Annotated in this window: 21 protein-coding genes; 18 read left to right on the forward strand and 3 right to left on the reverse strand. The window is 43.8% G+C overall.

Annotation, left to right across the window (positions count from 1 at the left end; translation table 11 throughout):
• Positions 1 to 128 precede the first annotated feature (128 nt).
• Genes KHM83_RS18025 through sufU form a run of 3 tightly spaced genes read left to right on the forward strand, consistent with a single transcriptional unit; the run spans position 129 to position 2,978 of the window.
• Complete coding sequence (locus tag KHM83_RS18025) at positions 129 to 1,343, forward strand: SufB/SufD family protein (RefSeq protein ID WP_213238427.1); 1,215 nt, start codon at positions 129 to 131, stop codon at positions 1,341 to 1,343.
• Entirely contained in the window at positions 1,340 to 2,545 is a 1,206-nt protein-coding gene (locus KHM83_RS18030) for an aminotransferase class V-fold PLP-dependent enzyme (protein ID WP_213238428.1), read from the forward strand. Before KHM83_RS18025 ends, KHM83_RS18030 begins: the two co-directional genes overlap by 4 nt.
• A complete protein-coding gene (gene sufU / locus KHM83_RS18035; protein WP_213238429.1) occupies positions 2,532 to 2,978 on the forward strand; it encodes a Fe-S cluster assembly sulfur transfer protein SufU in 447 nt (148 codons plus the stop codon). The genes KHM83_RS18030 and sufU overlap by 14 nt, the downstream gene beginning before the upstream one ends.
• Before the next feature lie 151 nt (positions 2,979 to 3,129).
• Here sufU and KHM83_RS18040 read toward each other — a convergent pair whose 3' ends face one another.
• The 3 genes from KHM83_RS18040 to KHM83_RS18050 all read right to left on the reverse strand — a co-directional run bounded on the left by KHM83_RS18040 (position 3,130) and on the right by KHM83_RS18050 (position 5,001).
• The gene (locus KHM83_RS18040; RefSeq protein WP_246543193.1) at positions 3,130 to 4,119 is read right to left on the reverse strand and encodes a lipoate--protein ligase; all 990 of its coding nucleotides are present in this window, start codon (positions 4,117 to 4,119) and stop codon (positions 3,130 to 3,132) included.
• Between the two features lie 20 nt (positions 4,120 to 4,139).
• Complete coding sequence (locus KHM83_RS20065) at positions 4,140 to 4,352, reverse strand: 4Fe-4S dicluster domain-containing protein (protein WP_425513881.1); 213 nt, start codon at positions 4,350 to 4,352, stop codon at positions 4,140 to 4,142.
• Between the two features lie 82 nt (positions 4,353 to 4,434).
• A complete protein-coding gene (locus KHM83_RS18050; RefSeq protein ID WP_213238431.1) occupies positions 4,435 to 5,001 on the reverse strand; it encodes a TetR/AcrR family transcriptional regulator C-terminal domain-containing protein in 567 nt (188 codons plus the stop codon).
• A gap of 415 nt (positions 5,002 to 5,416) precedes the next feature.
• Between KHM83_RS18050 and KHM83_RS18055 the strand changes: the two genes are divergently transcribed.
• From KHM83_RS18055 to KHM83_RS18125, 15 genes are all read left to right on the forward strand, one after another.
• Positions 5,417 to 6,553, forward strand: coding sequence for an acyl-CoA dehydrogenase family protein (locus KHM83_RS18055; RefSeq protein ID WP_213238432.1), 1,137 nt, complete (start codon positions 5,417 to 5,419; stop codon positions 6,551 to 6,553).
• 9 nt (positions 6,554 to 6,562) lie between these two features.
• The gene (locus KHM83_RS18060; RefSeq protein ID WP_213238433.1) at positions 6,563 to 7,357 is read left to right on the forward strand and encodes an electron transfer flavoprotein subunit beta/FixA family protein; all 795 of its coding nucleotides are present in this window, start codon (positions 6,563 to 6,565) and stop codon (positions 7,355 to 7,357) included.
• Position 7,358: 1 nt separating this feature from the next.
• Entirely contained in the window at positions 7,359 to 8,351 is a 993-nt protein-coding gene (locus KHM83_RS18065) for an electron transfer flavoprotein subunit alpha/FixB family protein (protein WP_213238434.1), read from the forward strand.
• 84 nt (positions 8,352 to 8,435) lie between these two features.
• Positions 8,436 to 8,672, forward strand: a complete 237-nt coding sequence (locus KHM83_RS18070; RefSeq protein ID WP_213238435.1) for a lipoyl domain-containing protein — start codon at positions 8,436 to 8,438, stop codon at positions 8,670 to 8,672.
• Positions 8,673 to 8,685: 13 nt separating this feature from the next.
• Positions 8,686 to 9,396, forward strand: a complete 711-nt coding sequence (locus tag KHM83_RS18075; protein ID WP_213238436.1) for a 2-oxo acid dehydrogenase subunit E2 — start codon at positions 8,686 to 8,688, stop codon at positions 9,394 to 9,396.
• 45 nt (positions 9,397 to 9,441) lie between these two features.
• The gene (locus KHM83_RS18080) at positions 9,442 to 10,425 is read left to right on the forward strand and encodes a thiamine pyrophosphate-dependent dehydrogenase E1 component subunit alpha (RefSeq protein WP_213238437.1); all 984 of its coding nucleotides are present in this window, start codon (positions 9,442 to 9,444) and stop codon (positions 10,423 to 10,425) included.
• Between the two features lie 4 nt (positions 10,426 to 10,429).
• Positions 10,430 to 11,401 (forward strand): alpha-ketoacid dehydrogenase subunit beta, encoded by a 972-nt coding sequence (locus KHM83_RS18085; protein ID WP_213238438.1) that lies wholly within the window; start codon positions 10,430 to 10,432, stop codon positions 11,399 to 11,401.
• Between the two features lie 208 nt (positions 11,402 to 11,609).
• A complete protein-coding gene (locus KHM83_RS18090; RefSeq protein ID WP_213238439.1) occupies positions 11,610 to 12,596 on the forward strand; it encodes an NAD(+)/NADH kinase in 987 nt (328 codons plus the stop codon).
• Positions 12,577 to 13,524, forward strand: a complete 948-nt coding sequence (locus tag KHM83_RS18095) for a phosphate acyltransferase (RefSeq protein ID WP_213238440.1) — start codon at positions 12,577 to 12,579, stop codon at positions 13,522 to 13,524. The genes KHM83_RS18090 and KHM83_RS18095 overlap by 20 nt, the downstream gene beginning before the upstream one ends.
• Before the next feature lie 11 nt (positions 13,525 to 13,535).
• Positions 13,536 to 14,603 (forward strand): butyrate kinase, encoded by a 1,068-nt coding sequence (gene buk / locus KHM83_RS18100; protein ID WP_213238441.1) that lies wholly within the window; start codon positions 13,536 to 13,538, stop codon positions 14,601 to 14,603.
• A complete protein-coding gene (gene lpdA, locus KHM83_RS18105; protein WP_213238442.1) occupies positions 14,596 to 15,963 on the forward strand; it encodes a dihydrolipoyl dehydrogenase in 1,368 nt (455 codons plus the stop codon). Before buk ends, lpdA begins: the two co-directional genes overlap by 8 nt.
• Before the next feature lie 72 nt (positions 15,964 to 16,035).
• A complete protein-coding gene (locus KHM83_RS18110) occupies positions 16,036 to 16,392 on the forward strand; it encodes a Lin0512 family protein (protein ID WP_213238443.1) in 357 nt (118 codons plus the stop codon).
• Between the two features lie 425 nt (positions 16,393 to 16,817).
• Positions 16,818 to 17,327, forward strand: coding sequence for a flavodoxin (locus KHM83_RS18115; RefSeq protein ID WP_213238444.1), 510 nt, complete (start codon positions 16,818 to 16,820; stop codon positions 17,325 to 17,327).
• Between the two features lie 77 nt (positions 17,328 to 17,404).
• Positions 17,405 to 18,532, forward strand: a complete 1,128-nt coding sequence (locus KHM83_RS18120; RefSeq protein ID WP_213238445.1) for an aldo/keto reductase — start codon at positions 17,405 to 17,407, stop codon at positions 18,530 to 18,532.
• 464 nt (positions 18,533 to 18,996) lie between these two features.
• Positions 18,997 to 20,205 (forward strand): aspartate aminotransferase family protein, encoded by a 1,209-nt coding sequence (locus KHM83_RS18125; protein WP_213238446.1) that lies wholly within the window; start codon positions 18,997 to 18,999, stop codon positions 20,203 to 20,205.
• Positions 20,206 to 20,436 lie beyond the last annotated feature (231 nt).

Here is a 20,436-nt window from a genome sequence, read left to right on the forward strand (position 1 = left end):
TCCTGGTGAGTAGTCAAAGCTACAGAATAAAATCAAAAGTACCACAGTATCTGAATGTATTATAGTCACAGATTAAAATGAAAGGAAAGTATGATGATTGCTTCTATATTAATCATACAAGGTATAAAATGGCCAACCAAGAAAAAATTAAAAAGCAGACAGAAAAAACAACGACAAATTCAGAGCGAAGTCAAATGCCTAAATGGCATCGGATTACATTGCCGGAAGACCTCTTTGATCAGATCGAAAGCACTGTAGAAACGAAAATTGCCGATGAGGGGCAGGTTGAAATCCATGTGAAGGATAACGTGCTGAACAGTGAAAATTTTAAAAGCACAGCATTTCGAAACAACGCGGATGACTCAAAAAATAAAAGCAATGATGATAAAAACGATAATGATAACGGCGAGGTGGCTTGGCTGCTGGATAAACGCCTTGTGTCACGTCTGGATGATACCATCTTGGCGTGGATTAAGCAGCATGCGGCAAAAAACGCCTATATTCACAGCAAAGCGCGTATAGGGCGGGATGAAACGCCGGTAGTCCGAATGACGACGGCGCTAACCGACACAGGCGATCAACTCAATCATATTGCAAGCGATACCGTCGTCGTGGACGATCAATGTGCACTGACGCTGGTGATGGATTATGACAATCAGTCGGCAATGCGTGGACAGCATCTGGGGATAACGCGATTGATCGTTGGACGCGGTGCCGTGGCTACGCTGTTTAAGTGTCAACGACTTGGTGCGGAAGATGCATATTTGGATCAAACACTTATTGAAGTGGCCGAAGGCGGCGAGGTCAACATTGTTGACGTGCAGTTGGGAAGTCGTTTTAGAGGTGTCAACTACAGCGTTGCACTGAGTGGCCGCCATAGCCGTGCAACCTTAAATTCACTTTATCTTGGCGGTATGGCACAGCGTATGGATCTTTCTTTTACCATGAATCATATTGGCGCAAATACGGAATCGGTCATTGAATCAAAGGGTGCACTAGATGGCAATGCCAAGAAAGTGTTTAGAGGCAATTTGCAGTTTGAACAGGGCGCAGCCAAGTCGGTTGGGCGTGAACGCGAGACGGTCATGCTGCTAGATGAACGCGTACACGCCGAATCCATACCGGCACTTCTTTGTGCTGAGGATGATGTCATCGGCGAACATGCGGCAAGTATTGGCCGTGTCGATCAGCAAAAATTGTTTTATCTGATGAGTCGTGGGCTGACCATGGCTGCGGCGAAAAAGCTGGTTGTCAAAGCGGCTTTTGAAGAGGTGCTTGCAGAAGCGGCAACCGTGAACTTGCGGGATGAGATTGAAGCACTCATTGATCGGAGGCTGTCATGACGTGGCGAGAATCGTTTCCAATTTTAAAGGCGCACCCGGACCTTATTTATTTGGATCATGCGGCAACCGCTCAAAAACCGCAAGTTGTCATTGATCGCATGACGGCTTGGTATGAGACTGAAAATGCAAGTCCTAACCGCGGGGCTTATGGACTGAGTGCCAGTGCGACGATTACCTATGAAAATGCACGGGAGGCTGTTTTAAAATTTATAGATGCCGGTAAAGATGCGACTGCGGTTTTTACTAAAAATGCCACAGAAGCGCTCAACCTCGTGGCGTATGCTTATCCCTTTAAACCTGGAGATGAAATCGTCGTGGCGATCTCTGCACACCACAGTGTGATCGTGCCGCTGCAAATCGCAGCAAAACGGACAGGTGCTGTGCTGAAATACCTGTATGTCGATGGCGTTCACGGTGATTTTTCTGAACAGATGCTGGCGGTAATTGGCCCAAAGACGCGTTTGGTGGCATTGCCGCTCATTGATAATGCGCTGGGGGTTCTTTACGATGTTGAAACGGTTGTTAAAAAAGCACGGCAACATGGTGCGGCTGTTTTAGTAGACGCCGCGCAGGCGGTTGGTCACAGACCTGTTTCGATGCAGAAACTCGACGCTGACTTCCTGGTTTTTTCAGGTCATAAAATGTATGGGCCGCAGGGGATCGGCGTTTTGGCGGCGAAATACGAACAACTCGAGCAAATGACGCCTTTTTTAGCTGGTGGTGATATGATCGCTTATGTGACAGAACAATCGACAACGTATGCACCCATTCCAAAACGCTTTGAAGCGGGAACGCAGAATGTCGGTGGTGCTGTCGGACTGGACGCGGCTATTCAATGGATTGACGCACAAGGGATTGAACGTATTGCTGAGCATGAAGCAGCGATGACGCGGTATGCCCTGTTGCGTTTATCAGAACATCCGGCCGTTACGGTGTTGGGGCCTAAACTGACTATGGAACGCGGCGCACTGGTGAGCTTTGAAGTAGAAGGGATTCATCCGCATGATATGGCGACATTGCTCGATCAGAATGGTATTGCCATTAGAGCCGGGCATCACTGCTGTCAGCCTTATATGCATCATTTAGATAAGGCGGGAACTTGCCGCGCCAGTTTTTCAGCTTTTACGGAAGAGCGTGATATTGATGCGCTCATAATGGGTATTGATCATGCAAGGAAGGTGTTTGGTTATGACAGATCATAATATGTATTCTGAAATTATTTTAATGCACAATCGAAGCGGGCATAATCGGCATGCGCTATCAGGCGAAACCCATGCAGAGAGAGGCCATAATCCGAGCTGCGGGGATGATTTGACGCTGCATCTACGCGTTGTGGACGGCATCATCGAATCGGCATCCTACACCGGATCAGGCTGTGCGCTCAGCCAAGCATCCATTTCTATTATGATTGATCTCATAACGGGCATGGACTTGGATTCGGCGAAAAATATGGCGAATGACTTCTTTGATATGGCACGTGGTGAAACGATTTCGCCTGAGGCGGAAGAAGCACTCCAAGACGCTATGGCTTTTCAAAATATTGCAAAGATGCCTGCGCGAACCAAATGCGGGACACTGGGATGGCATTGTCTGACGGCGAGTATTGCTGAAACGACTGCTGACGATGTCAATTAAGTTAAACAGAAGCGATAAGTGAATTCGATCATAAAGTATGATAATAACAGTATTTCAATCAAAGCATTTAAAGCGGTAATCAGCTTTTTAAATGCAAAAAGAGCCTTCGGGTCTTTGTGACATCTATGAGACAAAGATACGAAGGCTTTTTTTATGACTGACTGCAAAGAAAAACAGTGAGATCTTCTGCGCTGAGTCCTTGGAAGTAATCTTCAAGGTCGATCGCTTCAAGTGCGGCCAAAAGAGCCGCTTCATGGTACTTAATACCTTTTAGGTGTGCTTCGAGATTGACAATATCCCTTTTGACAAAAAAGTCGCCATAGAATTTGCAATTCGCAACGACGCCGTCAGTAATGCTCAATCGGGCATCTATGATTCCGCAGGGAAATTTTGATACTTTTTGAATATCAAAAGCAGGGGAGCGTCCCCAATTCCAGTCCCATGTACTGAATTTTTCCTGAACGGCATTTTCAATATGTGAAATTTCTTCGGATGACAGCGTATAGGGTTCGAGACCAAATGTCTCATCGAGTGATTGAATGAGGTGTGTGCGAAATTCTGAAATCGTAAAAGCCTGTGTTAAATAGGGCTTGATATTGGTAACCCTGCTCTTTACAGATTTAACGCCTTTAGATTCTATTTTCATAGCCTTGACATTCAGGGCACTTGCGAGATGATCCATTTTGGAGTCAAAGAGCAGGGTGCCGTGATGCAGGATTTTATTTCTTTTAGCAAACTGAGCATTGCCAGAAAACTTTTTGCCGTCAATGAGGATATCATTTCGTCCTGACAGTTCAGAATAAATGCCGATTTTTTTAAGTGCGGCAATAATCGGCGCTGTAAACTTTCCGAAATTATTGATGTCGGAAGGTGAAGCGTGCATGATAAACGAAAAATTCAAATTGCCTTCATCGTGATAAACGGCACCGCCGCCGGACAATCGCCGTGCGACATAAAGTTGTTTTTCATCAACATAATCTTTGTTGACTTCTTCAATCGTGTTTTGATGTTTTCCAATGATAATGGACGGCTGATGGATGTAAAAGAATATATAGTCTTCCTCATCATCTTTGCTGACGAGGTATTCTTCTAAAGCCATGTTGTAGAAGGGGATATCCCAATTGGTGTCAATATACTTCAAAATTATTTACCTCCAGTCGTTTAATGCCGCAGTGGACATACTCTCATACAAGCACCGCAAAAAAGACATGAATCGGGGTCTGTAGAAATAATGACATTCTTTTTCTCACCTGATTCAGTGGTTATTTCGGAGAAGCGCAGCAGCTTCTTAGGGCAGGATGAGATACAGAGACCGCATTGAACGCAAAATTTAGACTTGATCATGGCGAACACCTCCACCAAAAAGTTTATCATGAAATGTATGGCCTGTAACCATACAAATGATCGAGAATGTCAGAAGAACGCTTACTTAGACTACGTAGCCGTTTTAGTTTTGCTACGAAAAATAATTTAAGTTTTTATAAAGGCCGTGAAGAGTAGCGCGTGTTAGAAGATGCATGAACTTATCAGCGGGAATTTTTGCACCGCTTCTAAGCCATTGAGTCGTCATTTCCGTATAGGCATGTGAATAGAAATTGATAAAGAACTCAATCGTATCGTCATCAATGGATTTATCCTGCAAATACAATTCAATAACGTTTGAAAAATGATTATACGTCGTTTCAAAAAGGTAATCGTAAAATGAATTTTGCCCGGTCATTTTCAGTGCATTTTCATAAAAGTACTTCTTGGCTTCAAGTTCCTGAAGCAGTTTCAGGATGGCATCCCGCCAGATGGAGGTATCTAAACGCTGATCAATCGCGCCGATGCTTGACTGTACAGTGGTTTTATAAATCCAGTTGATCAGATCCTGCTTATCCTGAAAGTGATAATAGAACGTATTGCGCGTATAACCGGCAGCGTGGACGATATCTCTTACCGTTACAGTACTTAAAGGCTTTTTTCGAGACAGTTCCATGACAGCAGATGCTAAGAATGTCTTTGTGATTTGATTCTTAGTCACAGTATAAACCTCCCTTTTACATTAAAATATATTGAAATGTATGTATACTTGCAAACGCCGATACGGTGTGTGATGAAATGCCGACAAGTGAAGAGAACTGATCTGCTGTCTTACTGGGCAGGGGTGCCTTTTTTAACATAATAACACACAAAAGATTGAAAGTGTACTACTAATTGTTATTAAAATAACGAATAGTGATATTGTCGAAACGTTGATATTTCAACGTTATATCGATTGTATTCTATTGCATAGTGTATTTTATATTACAAAATGAAGAAAGTGCCCAAAAACCATACAAACAATATGAAATGTCAATTTGCTTATGATGTTCACGATTATATAATACAATTAAAAGGTCGCTGAATTGCTTGACAAAAGTCGCAAAATGCGTCAATACCACATGAAAGGATATTGTATGAATCAACCTGAATGCATACAAAATGAATTGCTGCGCAAGACGGTGCGGCAGTTTATTGAAAATGAAATTGAGCCGCATGCAAAAGAGATGGATTTGACAGGCGAATTTCCATGGCAAGTGATTAAAAAGATGGCTAAGCTCGGTATGTTTGGCGTTGCCATCGACGAATCGTGGGGCGGTGCTGGAATGAATGCTGATGCTGAGGTTATCGTGCTCGAAGAACTTGCACGCAGCAGTGCCAGTGTGGCATTGACACTCGACGCACATAATCTCGCACTATATCCGATTTATCACCACGCAGACGAAGCGCTGAAAAAACGCGTAATGAAGTCGCTCGCCACAGGAGAAAAACTCTGCGCATTTGGACTTACCGAACCGGGGTGCGGATCAGATGCCGCTAATATACAGTGTACGGCTGTAAAAAAACAAGATCATTATGTATTAAATGGTCAGAAAGCATGGCTGACGAATTTTAGCGTCAGCGATTATTATGTTATCGCTGCGAAAACAGATCGAAGTGCAGGCGCGAGGGGCGTTAGTCTTTTTCTGGTAGAACGCGATAATCCCGGTCTACACATTGGACAGGAAGAAGATAAGTTCGGGATGCGCGGTTCAAACACGGGTGAAATTACGCTGGAGAACTGCGAAATACCACTTGAGAACCTGATCGGAATAGAAAACAAGGGATTTGCCTATGCGATGGAAACGCTGGATATTGGGAGAATGGCAATTGGTGCAATCGCAATAGGTATTATAGTCCGCGCACTGGAAGAAGCGAAAGCATATGCACAACAGCGCGCTGCATTTGGCAAACCTATTGCAAAATATCAAGCGGTTCAATTTATGATTGCAGATATGGAAATTAATCTCTTTGCATCGCGAACCATGCTTCGGAATGTCGTCGCGAAAAGGAATAGAGGTGAAAACATTACGCAGGATGTTGCGAAGCTAAAAGTATTCAGCTCTGAAGCGGCAACAAAGGCTGCACTGGATGCGATACAAATATTTGGCGGCAATGGCTACAGCAAAGAATACCCAGTAGAGCGTTTGATGCGCGATGCAAAACTGTTGGAGATCGGTGAAGGTACGACTCAGATACTGAGAATGCTCATCGGCGCAAATACTTTAAGGTAGGGGCATAGAATGAAAATAGTCGTATTGGTGAAACAAGTGCCTGATTTATCAGGCGATATCAAAATAGATCCGAAAACAAAAAATCTGGACAGGCGCGACAGCAGCGTTGTGATTAATCCATATGATTTGCAGGCATTGACGCTTGCATTGCAATTAAAACAGCAGTTTAATGCTGAAACCTGTGCGATATCAATGGGTCCTCAAAAAGCGGAAATGGCATTGTACGAGTGTCTTGCGATGGGCATTGATGAAGCGGTACTGATTAGCGACAGGGCGTTTGTCGGATCGGATACACTGGCAACGACGCTGATTATAGCGCAGGCAATTCGTAAGAAAATACCTGATGTAACAATGATTCTCTGTGGGAAACATGCAGTTGACGCCGAGACTGGAATCGTCGGACCCGGTGTAGCAGAACGAATGGGATTGCCATGTGTATCGAATGTCTGTGAGTGTCCGGAAATTAAAAATGGGAAAGCGCGTGTTAGAAGGCAATCGGATACCGGTTATCAAACGGTTTCATGTGCATTGCCGGCGGTATTTACCATTGCAGAAACCTCATCAGAACCGAACTACATTCATATGAACAATATTAAAAAAGCTTCAAATGCACACATTGAAACAATGACGCTGGCATCACTTCAACTGGAACGATCAAAGGTTGGCATTGAAGGATCACCGACAGTGGTGGGCAGTTTGAATCTGGTTGAAATGAATAAAGAAACGGTCATGCTGACTGGTGATCAAAAGGAAGCGGCATGTCGTATTGCAGCATTACTGCAAAAAACAGCTAAGGGAGTATAAAATGGAGCTTGTGAAAAATGCCGGCATTTGGATTGTGGCAAGTCATTTTAATGGTCAATTTACAGATGTAACATATGAGTTGATTGGTAAGGCATCTGAACTGGGGAAAGCGCATAACGAAACAGTAACGGCTGTTGTTATCGGTTCGGATTTGAAAGCAGAAGCGCTGTATCATTATGGTGCTGACCAAGTCATTTATGCCGCTGATCCAATCTTTGCAGACTTTGATTCCAATAGTTATGCAATTGAACTCGAGAAAATGATGCGTGAATACAAACCGTTGGCAGTCGTATTTGGCGCAGATGATTTTGGCAGAGACATTGCCCCGCGATTAGCGACAAAACTCGAAACGGGCCTTTCGGCAGACTGTATTGATTTAGAAATTAAAGAAGAGAACGGTAAAAAACTGTTGATACAAAAAAAACCATATTTGAATGGCGGCATAATCGTTGATATAGTTTGTGATAAGCGAAATCCTCAGCTAGCCACGGTAAGACCGGGGATGTTAATGTGTCCGACACCGGATGAAAAACAAAGCGGTGAGGTCATTAAATGGCAGTGTTCGCCAAAAGCAGCTGAACTTCTGACGCGGATTGAAGCAGTGATGCAAAAAAATAATCTGTCAAAAGATATCCAAAAGTCTGAGATTATTATTGCAGGCGGCAGAGGGTTTAAAAAGAAAGAGGATTTTGAAAAGCTATATGTACTGGCAGATCTGTTGGGTGGCGTAGTTGGTGCAACGAGGCCATTGGTTACGGAAGGATGGATTGACGAATCCTTTCAGATAGGTCAAAGCGGTAAAGTTGTTTCGCCAAAACTGTATATTGGGCTGGGGATTAGCGGTGCCGCACAGCATTGCTGTGGTGTTAAAAATACACAGTTGTTTATTGCAGTGAACAGTGATGCCAACGCGCCCATCTTTCAGTATGCCGATTACGGGTATGTTGGTGACTGTAAAAGTTTTCTGGATGAACTGATAAGTTGTCTGAAATAGAGTGAGCTATATCAATGCGGATTTATAAAGAATCTTTGGATTCGTGTAAATAGAAAACAAAAGGAATGAGGAGGAATAAGTAAAATGGAACAGATTTTTATGGCAAATTTGGGAATGACAATGCAGGAAGGCAAAGTTAAAAACTGGCTGGTAGAAGATGGTTCAGAGGTAACAAAGGGTCAGGAAGTTGTCGAACTGGCTGATGATACTGAAAAACTTGTAAAAGTAATCGAAGCACCTGCAAGCGGTAAAATTAAGATACTGCTGCCCGCAAATGGCAGTTTGGTTGCCTGTGGTGAACCGATTGCAGAAATTGAATAGTAAGGATCAGGTGATGGAAAAAACAGTTGATAAATTTGGACGAATTATTCGAAATGAAATTCCTTATGACGGCATACGCAAAGTCATTGGTACCAGAATGAAGGCCAGTCTTGATAATGCGCCCCAAGGGACGGTTATGACCAGAGTGGACATGAGCCAAATTATTGCTTATCGTAAAAAGCTGGCATCAAGCGGCATTAAGGTTTCATACACAGATATTTTGGCGAAGTGTGTTGTTTTTGCCATTGAAGAAACGCCATTTGTCAATGCGACGCGTGATGACAAGGCCATCTATGTCTTTGAAACAATTAATGTGGGCATTGCGGTAATGGTCGATGAGCTGTTGGTTGTTCCCGTACTTTACAATGCGCAGACGAAATCCATTGAAGAGATTGCGGATGAGACGAAAGCAATGGTGAAAAATGCACGTGATAAACGGTTTGATTTAATTCCAATGGGCGGTGCCACTTTTACACTGAATAATCTAGGGATTTTCGATGTCGAAGGCTGCACACCATTTGTCAATCCGCCGGAATCATCCATTCTTGCAGTGGGTGCTATCAAAAAAGAAGCTTGGGTAACGGAAGAAGAAACGATTGAGATTAGGCCGGTAACGACACTTTCTTTAACCATTGATCATTCGATATTAGATGGTGGAATGGCGGCAAAATTTTTGAGTGCTATGAAAAAGGTCCTTAATAATCTGGACGATTATCTTTTATAATGCTGCAAATGCAGCGGCAAATAATTAGAAGAAAAGAGGGATGAAATGAAGTATTCAAACGAAGAACTGGTTAGCATGTACAGACAAATGATTGTTGGTCGCGTTTATTGTGATTCGATTGAGAGAGAGATCATGAAAGGCAAGGTTATTGGCATGCATCACTTGTCACAGGGTCAAGAAGCAGTCAGCGTCGGGGTAGCATTTGCACTGAAAGAGGATGACTGGATACTGCCAACCCATCGGTGGCAAGCAGGCTTGTTGAAAATTCTCGATATTAAGAAATTTGCAGCTGAACAATACGGCAAGGTAGATGGATACTGTCAGGGTATGGGATGTGACTTCCATATGTCTTCCAAAAAAGACAACATGATATACAGTAATGGTATTATGGGGCAGAACTTTCCAACTGCTGTTGGATTCGCACATTCTCTAAAACGTGCCGGCAAAGGTCAGGTTGTTGTCGCCGGTGAAGGCGATGGCGCATTCAGCGAAGGCATCAATTACGAAGCGTTTATCTTTGCTGAAAAATATGAGGAGCCTGTTGTATTCGTTGTTGAAGACAATGGTTATGCAATCTCCTATAAAAGTAGTTCTTACAAGAAGAACTTGGCAGAGCGTGGGAACGCTTTTGGTATTGATGCGGTTACGGTAGATGGCAATGATGTCATTGCAGTGCGCGAAGCGGTTGAAACGGCAATTGAATCGGCAAGAAACTGCAAACCGTGTATGGTTGAAGTGAAAACACTGAGATGGGGTGGTCACTACGTAGGGGGCGATCCGCAAAAATACAGAACGAAAAAAGAAGTTGAAGAACTTGAACACGCCAAAAAATACAATGATCCGATTAAGAGACTGGAAGAAACATTGGTGAATATGAATATATTAGATCAAGGGAAGATAGCTGCCATTTGGCAGAGTGTAACGGATGAAGTTGAAGAAGCGCTTGAATTTGCTTATAATGCTTCATACCCATCTGCAGATGTTATCTTGGATTCTCATAAAGTATATGCTCAACCAATGGAGGTGTAAGACAATGAGAGTGATTAATAATTTAACAGCGCAATTAGAAGCATTTCGTGAAGAAATGTTAAGAGATGAAAGCGTCATTATGATCGGCGAGGATATTGGGGCTCATGGCGGAATGACAGGGGAAACCGTTGGCTTTTTAGAACAATTCGGACCAGAAAGAATTTTAAGTGCAACACTGGCAGAATCAGCTCAAGCTTCTTTTGCAGTTGGCGCGGCAATGGGTGGTCAACGTGCAATTGTCGATTATATGTGTGCAGACTTTATGGCTTACGCATATGACGGCATTGTAAATCAGGCAGGCAAACAACGTTATTTTTCTGCAGGTCAATGGGAATATCCAGTTGTATTCATTGCACCGCATGGGGTCGGTATGAGAATCGCAGGACAGCATGAAACGTCTGTAGAAGGATGGTTCCAAAACTGTGCGGGACTGAAAATTTATACACCGATGTATCCTTCCGATGTAAAAGGCTTATTAAAATATGCCATTAGAGAAAATGACCCTGTTGTTTTTCTCATGCCTAGATTTAGTTCTACAAAAGGAGAAGTGCCTGATCTCGATGTGGAACATATTATCGAACCTGGGAAAGCATCTATTGTCAAAGAAGGTAAGGATGTGACAATTGTTACTTATCAGCATGGGATCGAGCTTTCGCTTGAAGCGGCAAAGACATTAGAAGCAGAAGGCATTAGCTGTGAAATAATGGATCTTAGAACGTTGATCCCATTTGATAAAAAAGGCATACTTGATGCCGTTAAAAAGACAGGTAGACTTGTTGTGGTAACGGAAGCGCCAAAACGCGGCGGATTTGGCAATAATATTATTAATTTGGTGGCAGAAGAAGGGTTTAGCAGTTTAAAAGCACCAATGCGATATGTTGGCGGAAAAGACTACCCAATTCCATATGGCCCGGGAGAGGATTTCGTCGTACCGACAATTGAGGAAATTGTAACGGCTGTAAAAAGCATCATGTAAGAACAATGATCATGTGACAGCATTGGCATTATGTCAAACGTTGCTGAAATAGCAGATGTTTATTAAAGCAATAAATATTAGGGTGAGTAATGGGGCGCGGCATTTTGCTGCGCCTCATTCAAAATAGAACCATTCAGAAAGATTATAGTGCATGGGAATGCATTGAAAGTGGAAATGGAAAACAAGCCAGAGTAAAGGGGTAAAGCATATGGCGGAAGTTGGCATTATTGTTAATCCCTTTTCAGGGACTGATTTGAGGCGTTTAACCAGTCAAGCCAGTATTGTTGGCAATCCTGAAAAGACAAAGAAGACGATTAGGATGATCCGTGCGATGGATCAATTTGGTGTGAAAAGCGTTGTGCTTATGCCAGACAGCTATTTTCTCAACAAGAGTATTTCATATGAATATCATAAACGATATCAATCTGATATTGAAATAAAGGTATTGGATTTTGTACCAAATGATGATCCTCATGACACCGTGAAGGCCGTTGAAAAAATGTGTGAACAAGGGATCAAATGCTTAATTGCCATGGGCGGCGATGGTACGAGCAGACTGACGGCAAAGGTTGAGACGGATATTCCATTTATCCCGGTTTCGACGGGCACGAATAATGCCTATCCTCAATTTTGGGAGGGAACCAATGTTGGTATCGCGGCGGCTTTTTTGATACGTTCTGAACAAAAACGTTTAAAGCGCGATAAGATTATTGAAATATACAAAAATGAAGAACTGACGGATATTGCCGTTGTAGATGCAGTGGTTACAAACGTACCTTTTGTAGGCTGCCGTGTCGTCGCGGAGATGTCCGAAATTTCAGAGGTGATTGTTTGCAGATGTTCACCGGATGTCATTGGATTGTCGGCACTTGTTGGGGCAATTGAGGTATGTGACGATGCTGATGAATTTGGCTATCGGATCCAGATTGGTGAAACGGGTGATACCGTTGCGGTGCCGTTTACATCAGGACAAATTGAACTGCTCACCTATTCGCAATTTGAAAAGATGCCGCTTGAACAGGTTTATTCAATGGTTGCATCTTATCCAGGCACCATTGCGCTGGACGGTGAAAGAACGGTTACCTTCAATCAGGGAGACAAACTGGATTTTAAAATCACGAGAAATGGTCCTTATAAAGTCAATGTTGCCTCAGTTTTGAAAGAGGCTGTTGAAAGTGGTTATTTCAAACGATGAAAAGGAGAATTATCATATGATTGCCAGCTTTGAAGCAATGATGGCACGTGCGAAAGATAGAAAAGAAAGCGTAACGATCGCAGTTCCCGCTGCCAATGATGAACCCGTTTTAGAGGCGCTTTATACTGCGAAGCTTGAAGGCATAGCGGATGCCATCCTCATTGGCGATGAGGATGAAATAGAGCTGGCGTTGAAAAACTGTGATATCCCACAGCATGCATTTCCGATTTTTAAAACATCGACAAGTCTTTCAGAACAGTGTGATGCAGCTGTTGCAATGGTTTTAGAAGGTGAAGCGAAGTGCATTATGAAAGGGCTGGTTCAGACATCCGTTTTGCTGAAAGCGATCTTAAAACATAAGTCGGCGCTTCTTAGAGGGAACAGTATGAATCATTTAGCTGCCTTTGAAATAGAAGGTTATCATAAATTACTGTTTATGAGCGATTCGGCAATGATCATCGCGCCAAACCTGGAACAGAAGTATCAAATGATTAAGAATGCATTGCCTGTTTTAAAGGCTTTTGAAATAACATGTCCGAAAATTGCAACACTGTGTGCCAAAGAAGAACGGGATTCTAAAATGCAGGCAACGTTAGATGCGCAGGCGCTCTTGGAAATGAATCAGTCAGGTCAATTGGACAATTGTCTGTTAAGTGGTCCGATGGCAATGGATGCAGCTGTCAGCAAGGCAGCCGCAGATCACAAAGGCATCTCGAGCAAAGTGTCGGGTGATGTGGATATCGTTATCATGCCATCGATAGAATCGGGCAATATTTTCTACAAGACGCTGGTACAGCTAAGTGAAGCTGACAGTGCGGGTATTGTGGTGGGGGCCAGTGTTCCCATTGTGCTCACATCGAGATCGGACAGTGCAAAAACGAAACTAAATGCAATTGCCATGGCTGTTATTGCAGCTTCGGCAGAGTGAAAGGAATAGTTATGAAATTTCGTGTTTTAGCGATTAATCCAGGATCGACTTCAACAAAAGTAGCTGTTTATGAAGACGATGCGGTTCAGTTTTCAGAGGTGATTAATCACGCATCTGAGTATTTGGAAACGTTTTCATCAGTTGCGGCGCAATATGCCTTTCGACATAACGCAATTATCAGTCTTTTACAGGAGAATAACATTTCTATTCACACGCTGCATGCCGTTGTGGGTAGAGGCGGATTTTTAAAGCCGATTGCAAGCGGCACTTATGTTGTAAATGAGGCGATGGTAAAAGCACTGGAGAATCCGTGGAAAGAACATGCGTCGAATTTAGGCGGGCTTATTGCCAGAAAAATTGCGGATGAAGTGGGCATCCAAGCATATATTGTTGATCCGGTCGTCGTAGATGAAATGATGTCTGTCGCACGATTTTCCGGGCTGAAAGGCATTGAAAGGCAAAGTATTTTCCATGCGCTCAACCAAAAAGCCGTCGCGAGGAGACTCGCTGAGGACATCGACAAAGCCTATGGCAGTTCGAATGTTATCATTGCACATCTGGGGGGCGGTATCACCGTTGGTGCTCATCAGTGCGGCAAGGTTGTTGATGTGAATAACGGCCTTGACGGAGAGGGCGCTTTTTCACCTGAACGCTCAGGGACACTGCCGGTAGGCGATATTATAAAACGCTGTTTTTCCGGTCGTTATTCGGAAGATGCAATCAAACGTCAAATTGTTGGCGGCGGGGGCATGGTGAGCTATTTTGGAACGAATGATGTTCGCGAGGTAGAGGCGCTTGCCGCAAGACACGACGAGGAAGCATCACTGGCAATTGATGCAATGGCTTATCAGGTATCAAAAGAAATTGGTGCCATGGCGGCAGTTCTGGAAGGTAATGTGGATGCAATTGCACTAACAGGCGGTGTCGCCTATTCTGAGGTGATAACCCAAAGTATAATGAAACGCATTGCATTTATAGCGCCAGTTCATATTTATCCTGGAGAAGATGAAATGACGGCGCTGGCTATGGGCGCTCTAAGAGTGCTCAAGCAGGAGGAGGAAGCAAAAGAATATGAATAAATACGATGTAGCAATTATTGGTGGTGGCCCCGGCGGCTATGTGGCAGCAATTAGAGCTTCACAGCATGGACTTAAGACGGTACTCGTGGAAAAAGATCAAATCGGCGGCACCTGCTTGAATATTGGTTGTATTCCAACAAAAGCCCTTGTAAAGAATGCTGAACTATTACATGAAATAAAAAATGCCAAGAATAGGGGAATCATTTGCGATGCGCCAAAGGTTGATATGAAAGCTGTTTTGGCAATGAAGAATAACGTTGTAAAACAACTGACTGGGGGCGTCGGTGCACTGTTAAAAGCAAACGGCGTGACCGTTTTTCAGGGAGAAGCAAATGTCATCAGTGAGCATGAACTCACCGTACAGGATCATGTGATTACATTTGAAAACTTGATTATTGCAACGGGATCGTCGAATAATATTCCACCGATTCCAGGATTGGATATGGCAGGTATTCTAACTTCAACAGAGCTGCTTGAAATGGAAGCAGTGCCCGAAAGTCTAGTGATTATAGGCGGTGGTGTTATCGGATGCGAATTTGCAACGGTATTCAGTCAATTCGGCAGTAAAGTAACGGTTGTCGAAATGCAGGACGCATTGATCCCCAACATGGATCTTGAGCTTTCAAAGGGGTTGAAAAGAAGCCTTACAGCAGCAGGCGTATCAGTGCTGACTGGCTGCAGTGTTACGAAGGTTGAGAAAAATGACGATGACTATCAGGTGACGATCCGTGGTGATAAAGATACGACGATCAGTGCTGCGTGTGTAATGGTCAGCGTTGGCAGAAAGTCAAATTTGGCGGGCTTGTCAAAGCTTCCGTTGACGCTCGAGCGCAACTATATTCAAGTCGATGATGAAATGGCGACAAATTTAGAGCATGTGTATGCAATTGGCGATGTTACAGGTAAAATTCAGCTTGCACATGTGGCCAGTGCTCAGGGGTTGGTTGCAGCAGACTGTATAGCGGGGAAAAAACGTAAGATGAGCTATGAAATTGTACCGAGCTGTATCTATACGCTGCCTGAAATAGGATCGGTTGGTTTATCTGAACAGCAGGCCAGAGCGGCTTATGATGCAATTACAGTCGGCGTATTTCCAATGGCGGCATGCGGAAAAGCAGTCGCAATGGGTCAGACGACTGGCTTTACAAAATTGATTGCAGATGAAAAAAGCGGCAAAATCATTGGATGTCACATATTTGGGCCCAATGCGACAGAAATTATCAGCGAAGCCGCTGCTGTCATGAAAGCGGGCGGCACTTTAGTCGATATTGCAGAAACCATTCACGCGCATCCGACCATTAATGAATCCATGCATGAAGCAGCACATGTTGCACTGAAAGAACCTATCCATATGATGTGAGAATAGGCGATAATAATATTCATCCTAAAAACAAATGCACAGAGGGTATTTGTATTTGAAAGGAGTATGGTAATGAAGCGTTATATTGTTGAAATAGGAACTGGCGCAGATTTGCACGGTGGCGATGTGACGAAGGCGGCGAAACGAGCGATTGCGGATGCCATGTCCCATGGCTGCCTTTGCGGTGTGTCAGATATTCTTGACATTCACGATCCAAATCGGATCGAGGTGGCGATTCGCATAGGCTGTCCAAAACCGGAGTTGGTGAATGAAGATGAGCTGCTCTCTATGATTCCCGTCGGAAAAGGAAAAATAGATGCAATTGTGGAGGGCGGTCTATCGACAACGGGTCTCCATGTAAATGAATTTGGAGAAGGAGATCGCATTGTCATTGCGGTTGCATCGCTCACCGTTTACGTAGATGTTTAAGCGCATACTTTAGAGATTCAAAATCAATGATTGGAGCAGAGATAGAATTAATCACTGCTCCATCGCTGTTTTTTGGGGATATGGTTTAAAGCGTGTGATAATGATGCAAGCATCTTGGGTATTGATGATACAGGGAATACTTTGGTCATGACTCTGTGAGATACATGTGTTAAGGCAGTTGGGACTTGACCTATAGTAGACTTGAGGTGATATGGTTATAAGGAAGGCCGCTGTAAGTTATAATGTGCATCGATTAAATGAACGATTAAATGAAACCAATGAGATTATGACAAACTGACAAACTGACAATCAATAAACTGACGCCTGTCAGGGTAAACATTGTTCGTTGGAACGGATAGAGCAACGGATAGAGCATATGTTGCAAGGCAGCAGGCGTCAGTCATTTTATGAAGAGGGGGATACATATGTCTAAAGTACTAATCGCCTTTTTTTCGCGAAAAGGCAATAACTATGTTAATGGTGTGATTAAAGATTTAGAGGTTGGCAATACGGAGAAAGTTGCCAATACCATTCAGGTGTTGACGGGCGGTGACCTGTTTCACATCGAACCCGTTGATGCATACGATGCAGATTATCACGAGTGTGCAGCGGAAGCCAAAAAAGACCTTCGCGCAAATGCTCGACCGGCGTTTCAAAACCCTTTAAAGGCGATTGATGACTATGATACGGTTTACCTTGGATACCCGAATTACTGGGGGACGATGCCCATGCACGTTTGGACTTTTTTAGAGCAGTATGATTTTGCAGACAAAGTGATTATGCCATTTTGTACACATGAAGGCAGTGGCCTCGGCCGCAGTGAAAAGGATATCGCCGGACTCTGTCCAAAAGCGAAGGTCGAAAGCGGTTTGGCGGTAAATGGTGGCGATGTTGAAAATGCTCAGGCGAAGGTTGAAACGTGGATAAGACGTTAGTAGGATACATCTTATAGGAAGGAACTTGTTGGAAGCGATTTGTAGGATGTGAGACGATTTGAAGAGGGGACAAATGGATGGAATATCGAAAAACGTCAAAAGGGGATGCGATTAGTGTCATTGGCATTGGTTCAACCATGATGCACGAAATACCGGCAGAGGCAATGACGCCTCTGTTTGATGAGGCGGAACGACAGGGCGTCAATCTTATCGATTTGGCGATGTCTTACCCTGAACCGTTTAAGCATATTGGCAACGCGCTGGCAGGCAGACGCGAAAAGTTTTTTATACAGATGCATCTGGGGATGATCTTCCCAAATGGACAATATGAGCGAACGCGAGATTTAGAAAAAGTAAGACAAGGCTTCGAAGAACAATTGCAATGGCTTCAAACGGATTATATCGACTTTGGTTTTATTCATTATGTCGATGATCTAGAAGATTATCAGCGCGTCTTTGATTCAGGTGTCTTTGACTATGCGAAACAGCTGAAACAGGAGGGTGCGATACGATACTTAGGGGTTGCTTCGCATGTTGCAGACATATGCCTGCGCTTTATCGAAACAGGTGATGTCGATCTGGTGATGTTCAGCGTCAATCCGGCGTACGATTTAAACCCCATTGTCAATCTGCCGTTTGACGATCTTGACATGGGCAATTATGAAAAGGCGGATGCCTATGAACAGCGTCAGCGTTTATACCGAGAATGTGAGAAGCGCGGTATTGGCCTTCAAGTCATGAAGGCCTTTGGCGGCGGCATCTTGCTGGATGAACAGCGTTCACCGCTGGGGCGTGCTTTGAATGTTTACCAGTGTCTGCAATATGCGCTGGATCGTCCCGGTGTCATATCATGTCTGCTTGGTGTCCGATCAAAAGAGGATTTGATTTTAGCGGCTGGTTATGACGATGCGCCGGCGGAGGATAGAGACTATGCTTTTATTTCCGAATGCCAGACGGTAGACATGAAAGGCGTTTGTGTTTATTGCAACCACTGCTTGCCTTGTCCCGTCAACATTGACATAGCCGCGGTAAATAAATTTTTAGACTTGTACCATGCGGGCGATTTGCTGGCAAAGAAGCATTATCAGTCGCTGCTGCATCGCGCGGAAGACTGTATTCAGTGTGGGCACTGTATGGCAAATTGCCCGTTTGGCGTTGACGTCATGGCAAAACTGGCGCAGGCTCAGGCAGAGATGACCCCATAGAGATGGATATTTTATGAGAAGCGACGCGAAAAATGTCGCTTCTCACATTTGCATGTTAATCTGATAGACAAAACCCTCAATGCAATGTAACAGCAGGAGGCAGTGAAATGCCGAATTTACTGATCGTAGACGACGATGTTTACTTAAGAAAATTGATATTGAATTATGGTGAACGCGTGCATAATTATTTATGTTCGCGTTTTTTTATTGATTATCATTAGATGACCTGCTTATTTTTATATTAACGAAAACAACGCAGTAAAAATATATTGACGATGGTTTTTAATTCAGCTTATAACAATGCATTTGGATGATTGTGTTTAATTTAGAAGAACGATTAGCTAAGTGTAAAACAAAGAAGACGTGTTTCGAAAATCGATTATATTAGAGAAGAAGAAAAAAATAGATTGCATAAATAACCACAAAAAGCTATAATAATACAAAACTAACAATTAGGAGGGCTTATGCAATTAATCGATAAATACACGACAGCTGATTTGCTGACAGCAGCAGATCAACATATTCTTTATACGACCAACCGTCCGGAAGTGATGATGGAACGCGGTGAAGGGATGTATTTATGGGATACAGAAGGCAAATGTTATTTGGATTTTATTGGCGGCTGGGCGGTGACCTGTCTGGGACATGCGCCAAAAGCCATTGAAAAGGCATTGACAAAACAGGCAGGGCAGCTCATCAATGCCAGTCCGGCTTTTTACAATGTGCCAATGGTTTCGTTCGCGAAAATGCTCACAGAGATGACGTGCTTTGATAAAGTTTTTTTCACCACAAGCGGCTCGGAAGCCAATGAAGGGGCTATTAAACTTGCGAGAAAACACGGTCAGCGATCGCTCGATGGGGCCTATGAGATTATTACAACTGTTAATAGTTTTCACGGGCGAACGCTGGCAACGATGTCGGCCACGGGCAAGGACTATTGGGAACCGCTGTTTGCGCCAAAGGTATCGGGTTTTATTCATGTGCCTTTTAACGATATTGAGGCGATCAAAGCTGCGATTACAGATAAGACGTGTGCAATCATGTTGGAACCCGTCCAAGGTGAAGGCGGTGTCAACGTTGCAGATCCAATCTATGTAAAAGCAGTTCGAAAAATATGCGACGAGCATAACATACTGCTCATTTTTGACGAGGTACAGACGGGTATGGGCAGAACCGGCAAAATGTTTGCTTATGAGCACTATGACATTGAGCCGGATATCATGACGCTGGCGAAGGGAATCGGCGGCGGGTATCCGCTTTCGGCGATGCTGACCAAATCGGTATACAATATTTTCGATGCGGGTGACCAAGGTGGTACTTACACTGCGCAACCGCTTGGGATGGCGGTTGGCATGGCCGTTCTCGAAACGATAGTGAAGGAAAAAATCGTTGAAAATACAGTGGCTCAAAGCGCTTATCTCATGAAATGCCTCAATGAAATGGAGGCAGACTATGGCATAAAATCTGTTCGAGGCATGGGTTTGCTCATTGCATTTGACTTGCCTGAGCCTAAAGGTGCAGAGGTGGTTGGTGCCTGTCTCGAAAAGGGACTGTTAATTAATTCGCCAAAGCCGGCGACCATTCGATTGATGCCGCCGCTTATTGTCACACGCGAAGCAATTGATAGTATGCTGAAGACGATGACGGAGGTTTTGGCGTCTGTTTTAAAATAATGCGTGTATAACGAGATTATTTAGCAATGCCACCGTGATGATTTAGAAACCATTTAGAAATCACTTTACAAAGACTTAGCCGATAAAACATGAAAGCGTTCTTTATTAAGAGCGCTTTTTTTGGTGTGCCCGGTATGGGCGTAATCTAACGGGTGAGAGTCCCTAACACACCCTGGTAGTGGGAAGTGTATAGCTTAAGGCAAGGGTGTCCTTGGCGACGAGGAATCTGAA

The organism is Fusibacter paucivorans, assembly GCF_018390735.1.
In the GTDB taxonomy this organism is placed as follows: Bacteria; Bacillota; Clostridia; order Peptostreptococcales; family Acidaminobacteraceae; genus Fusibacter; species Fusibacter paucivorans.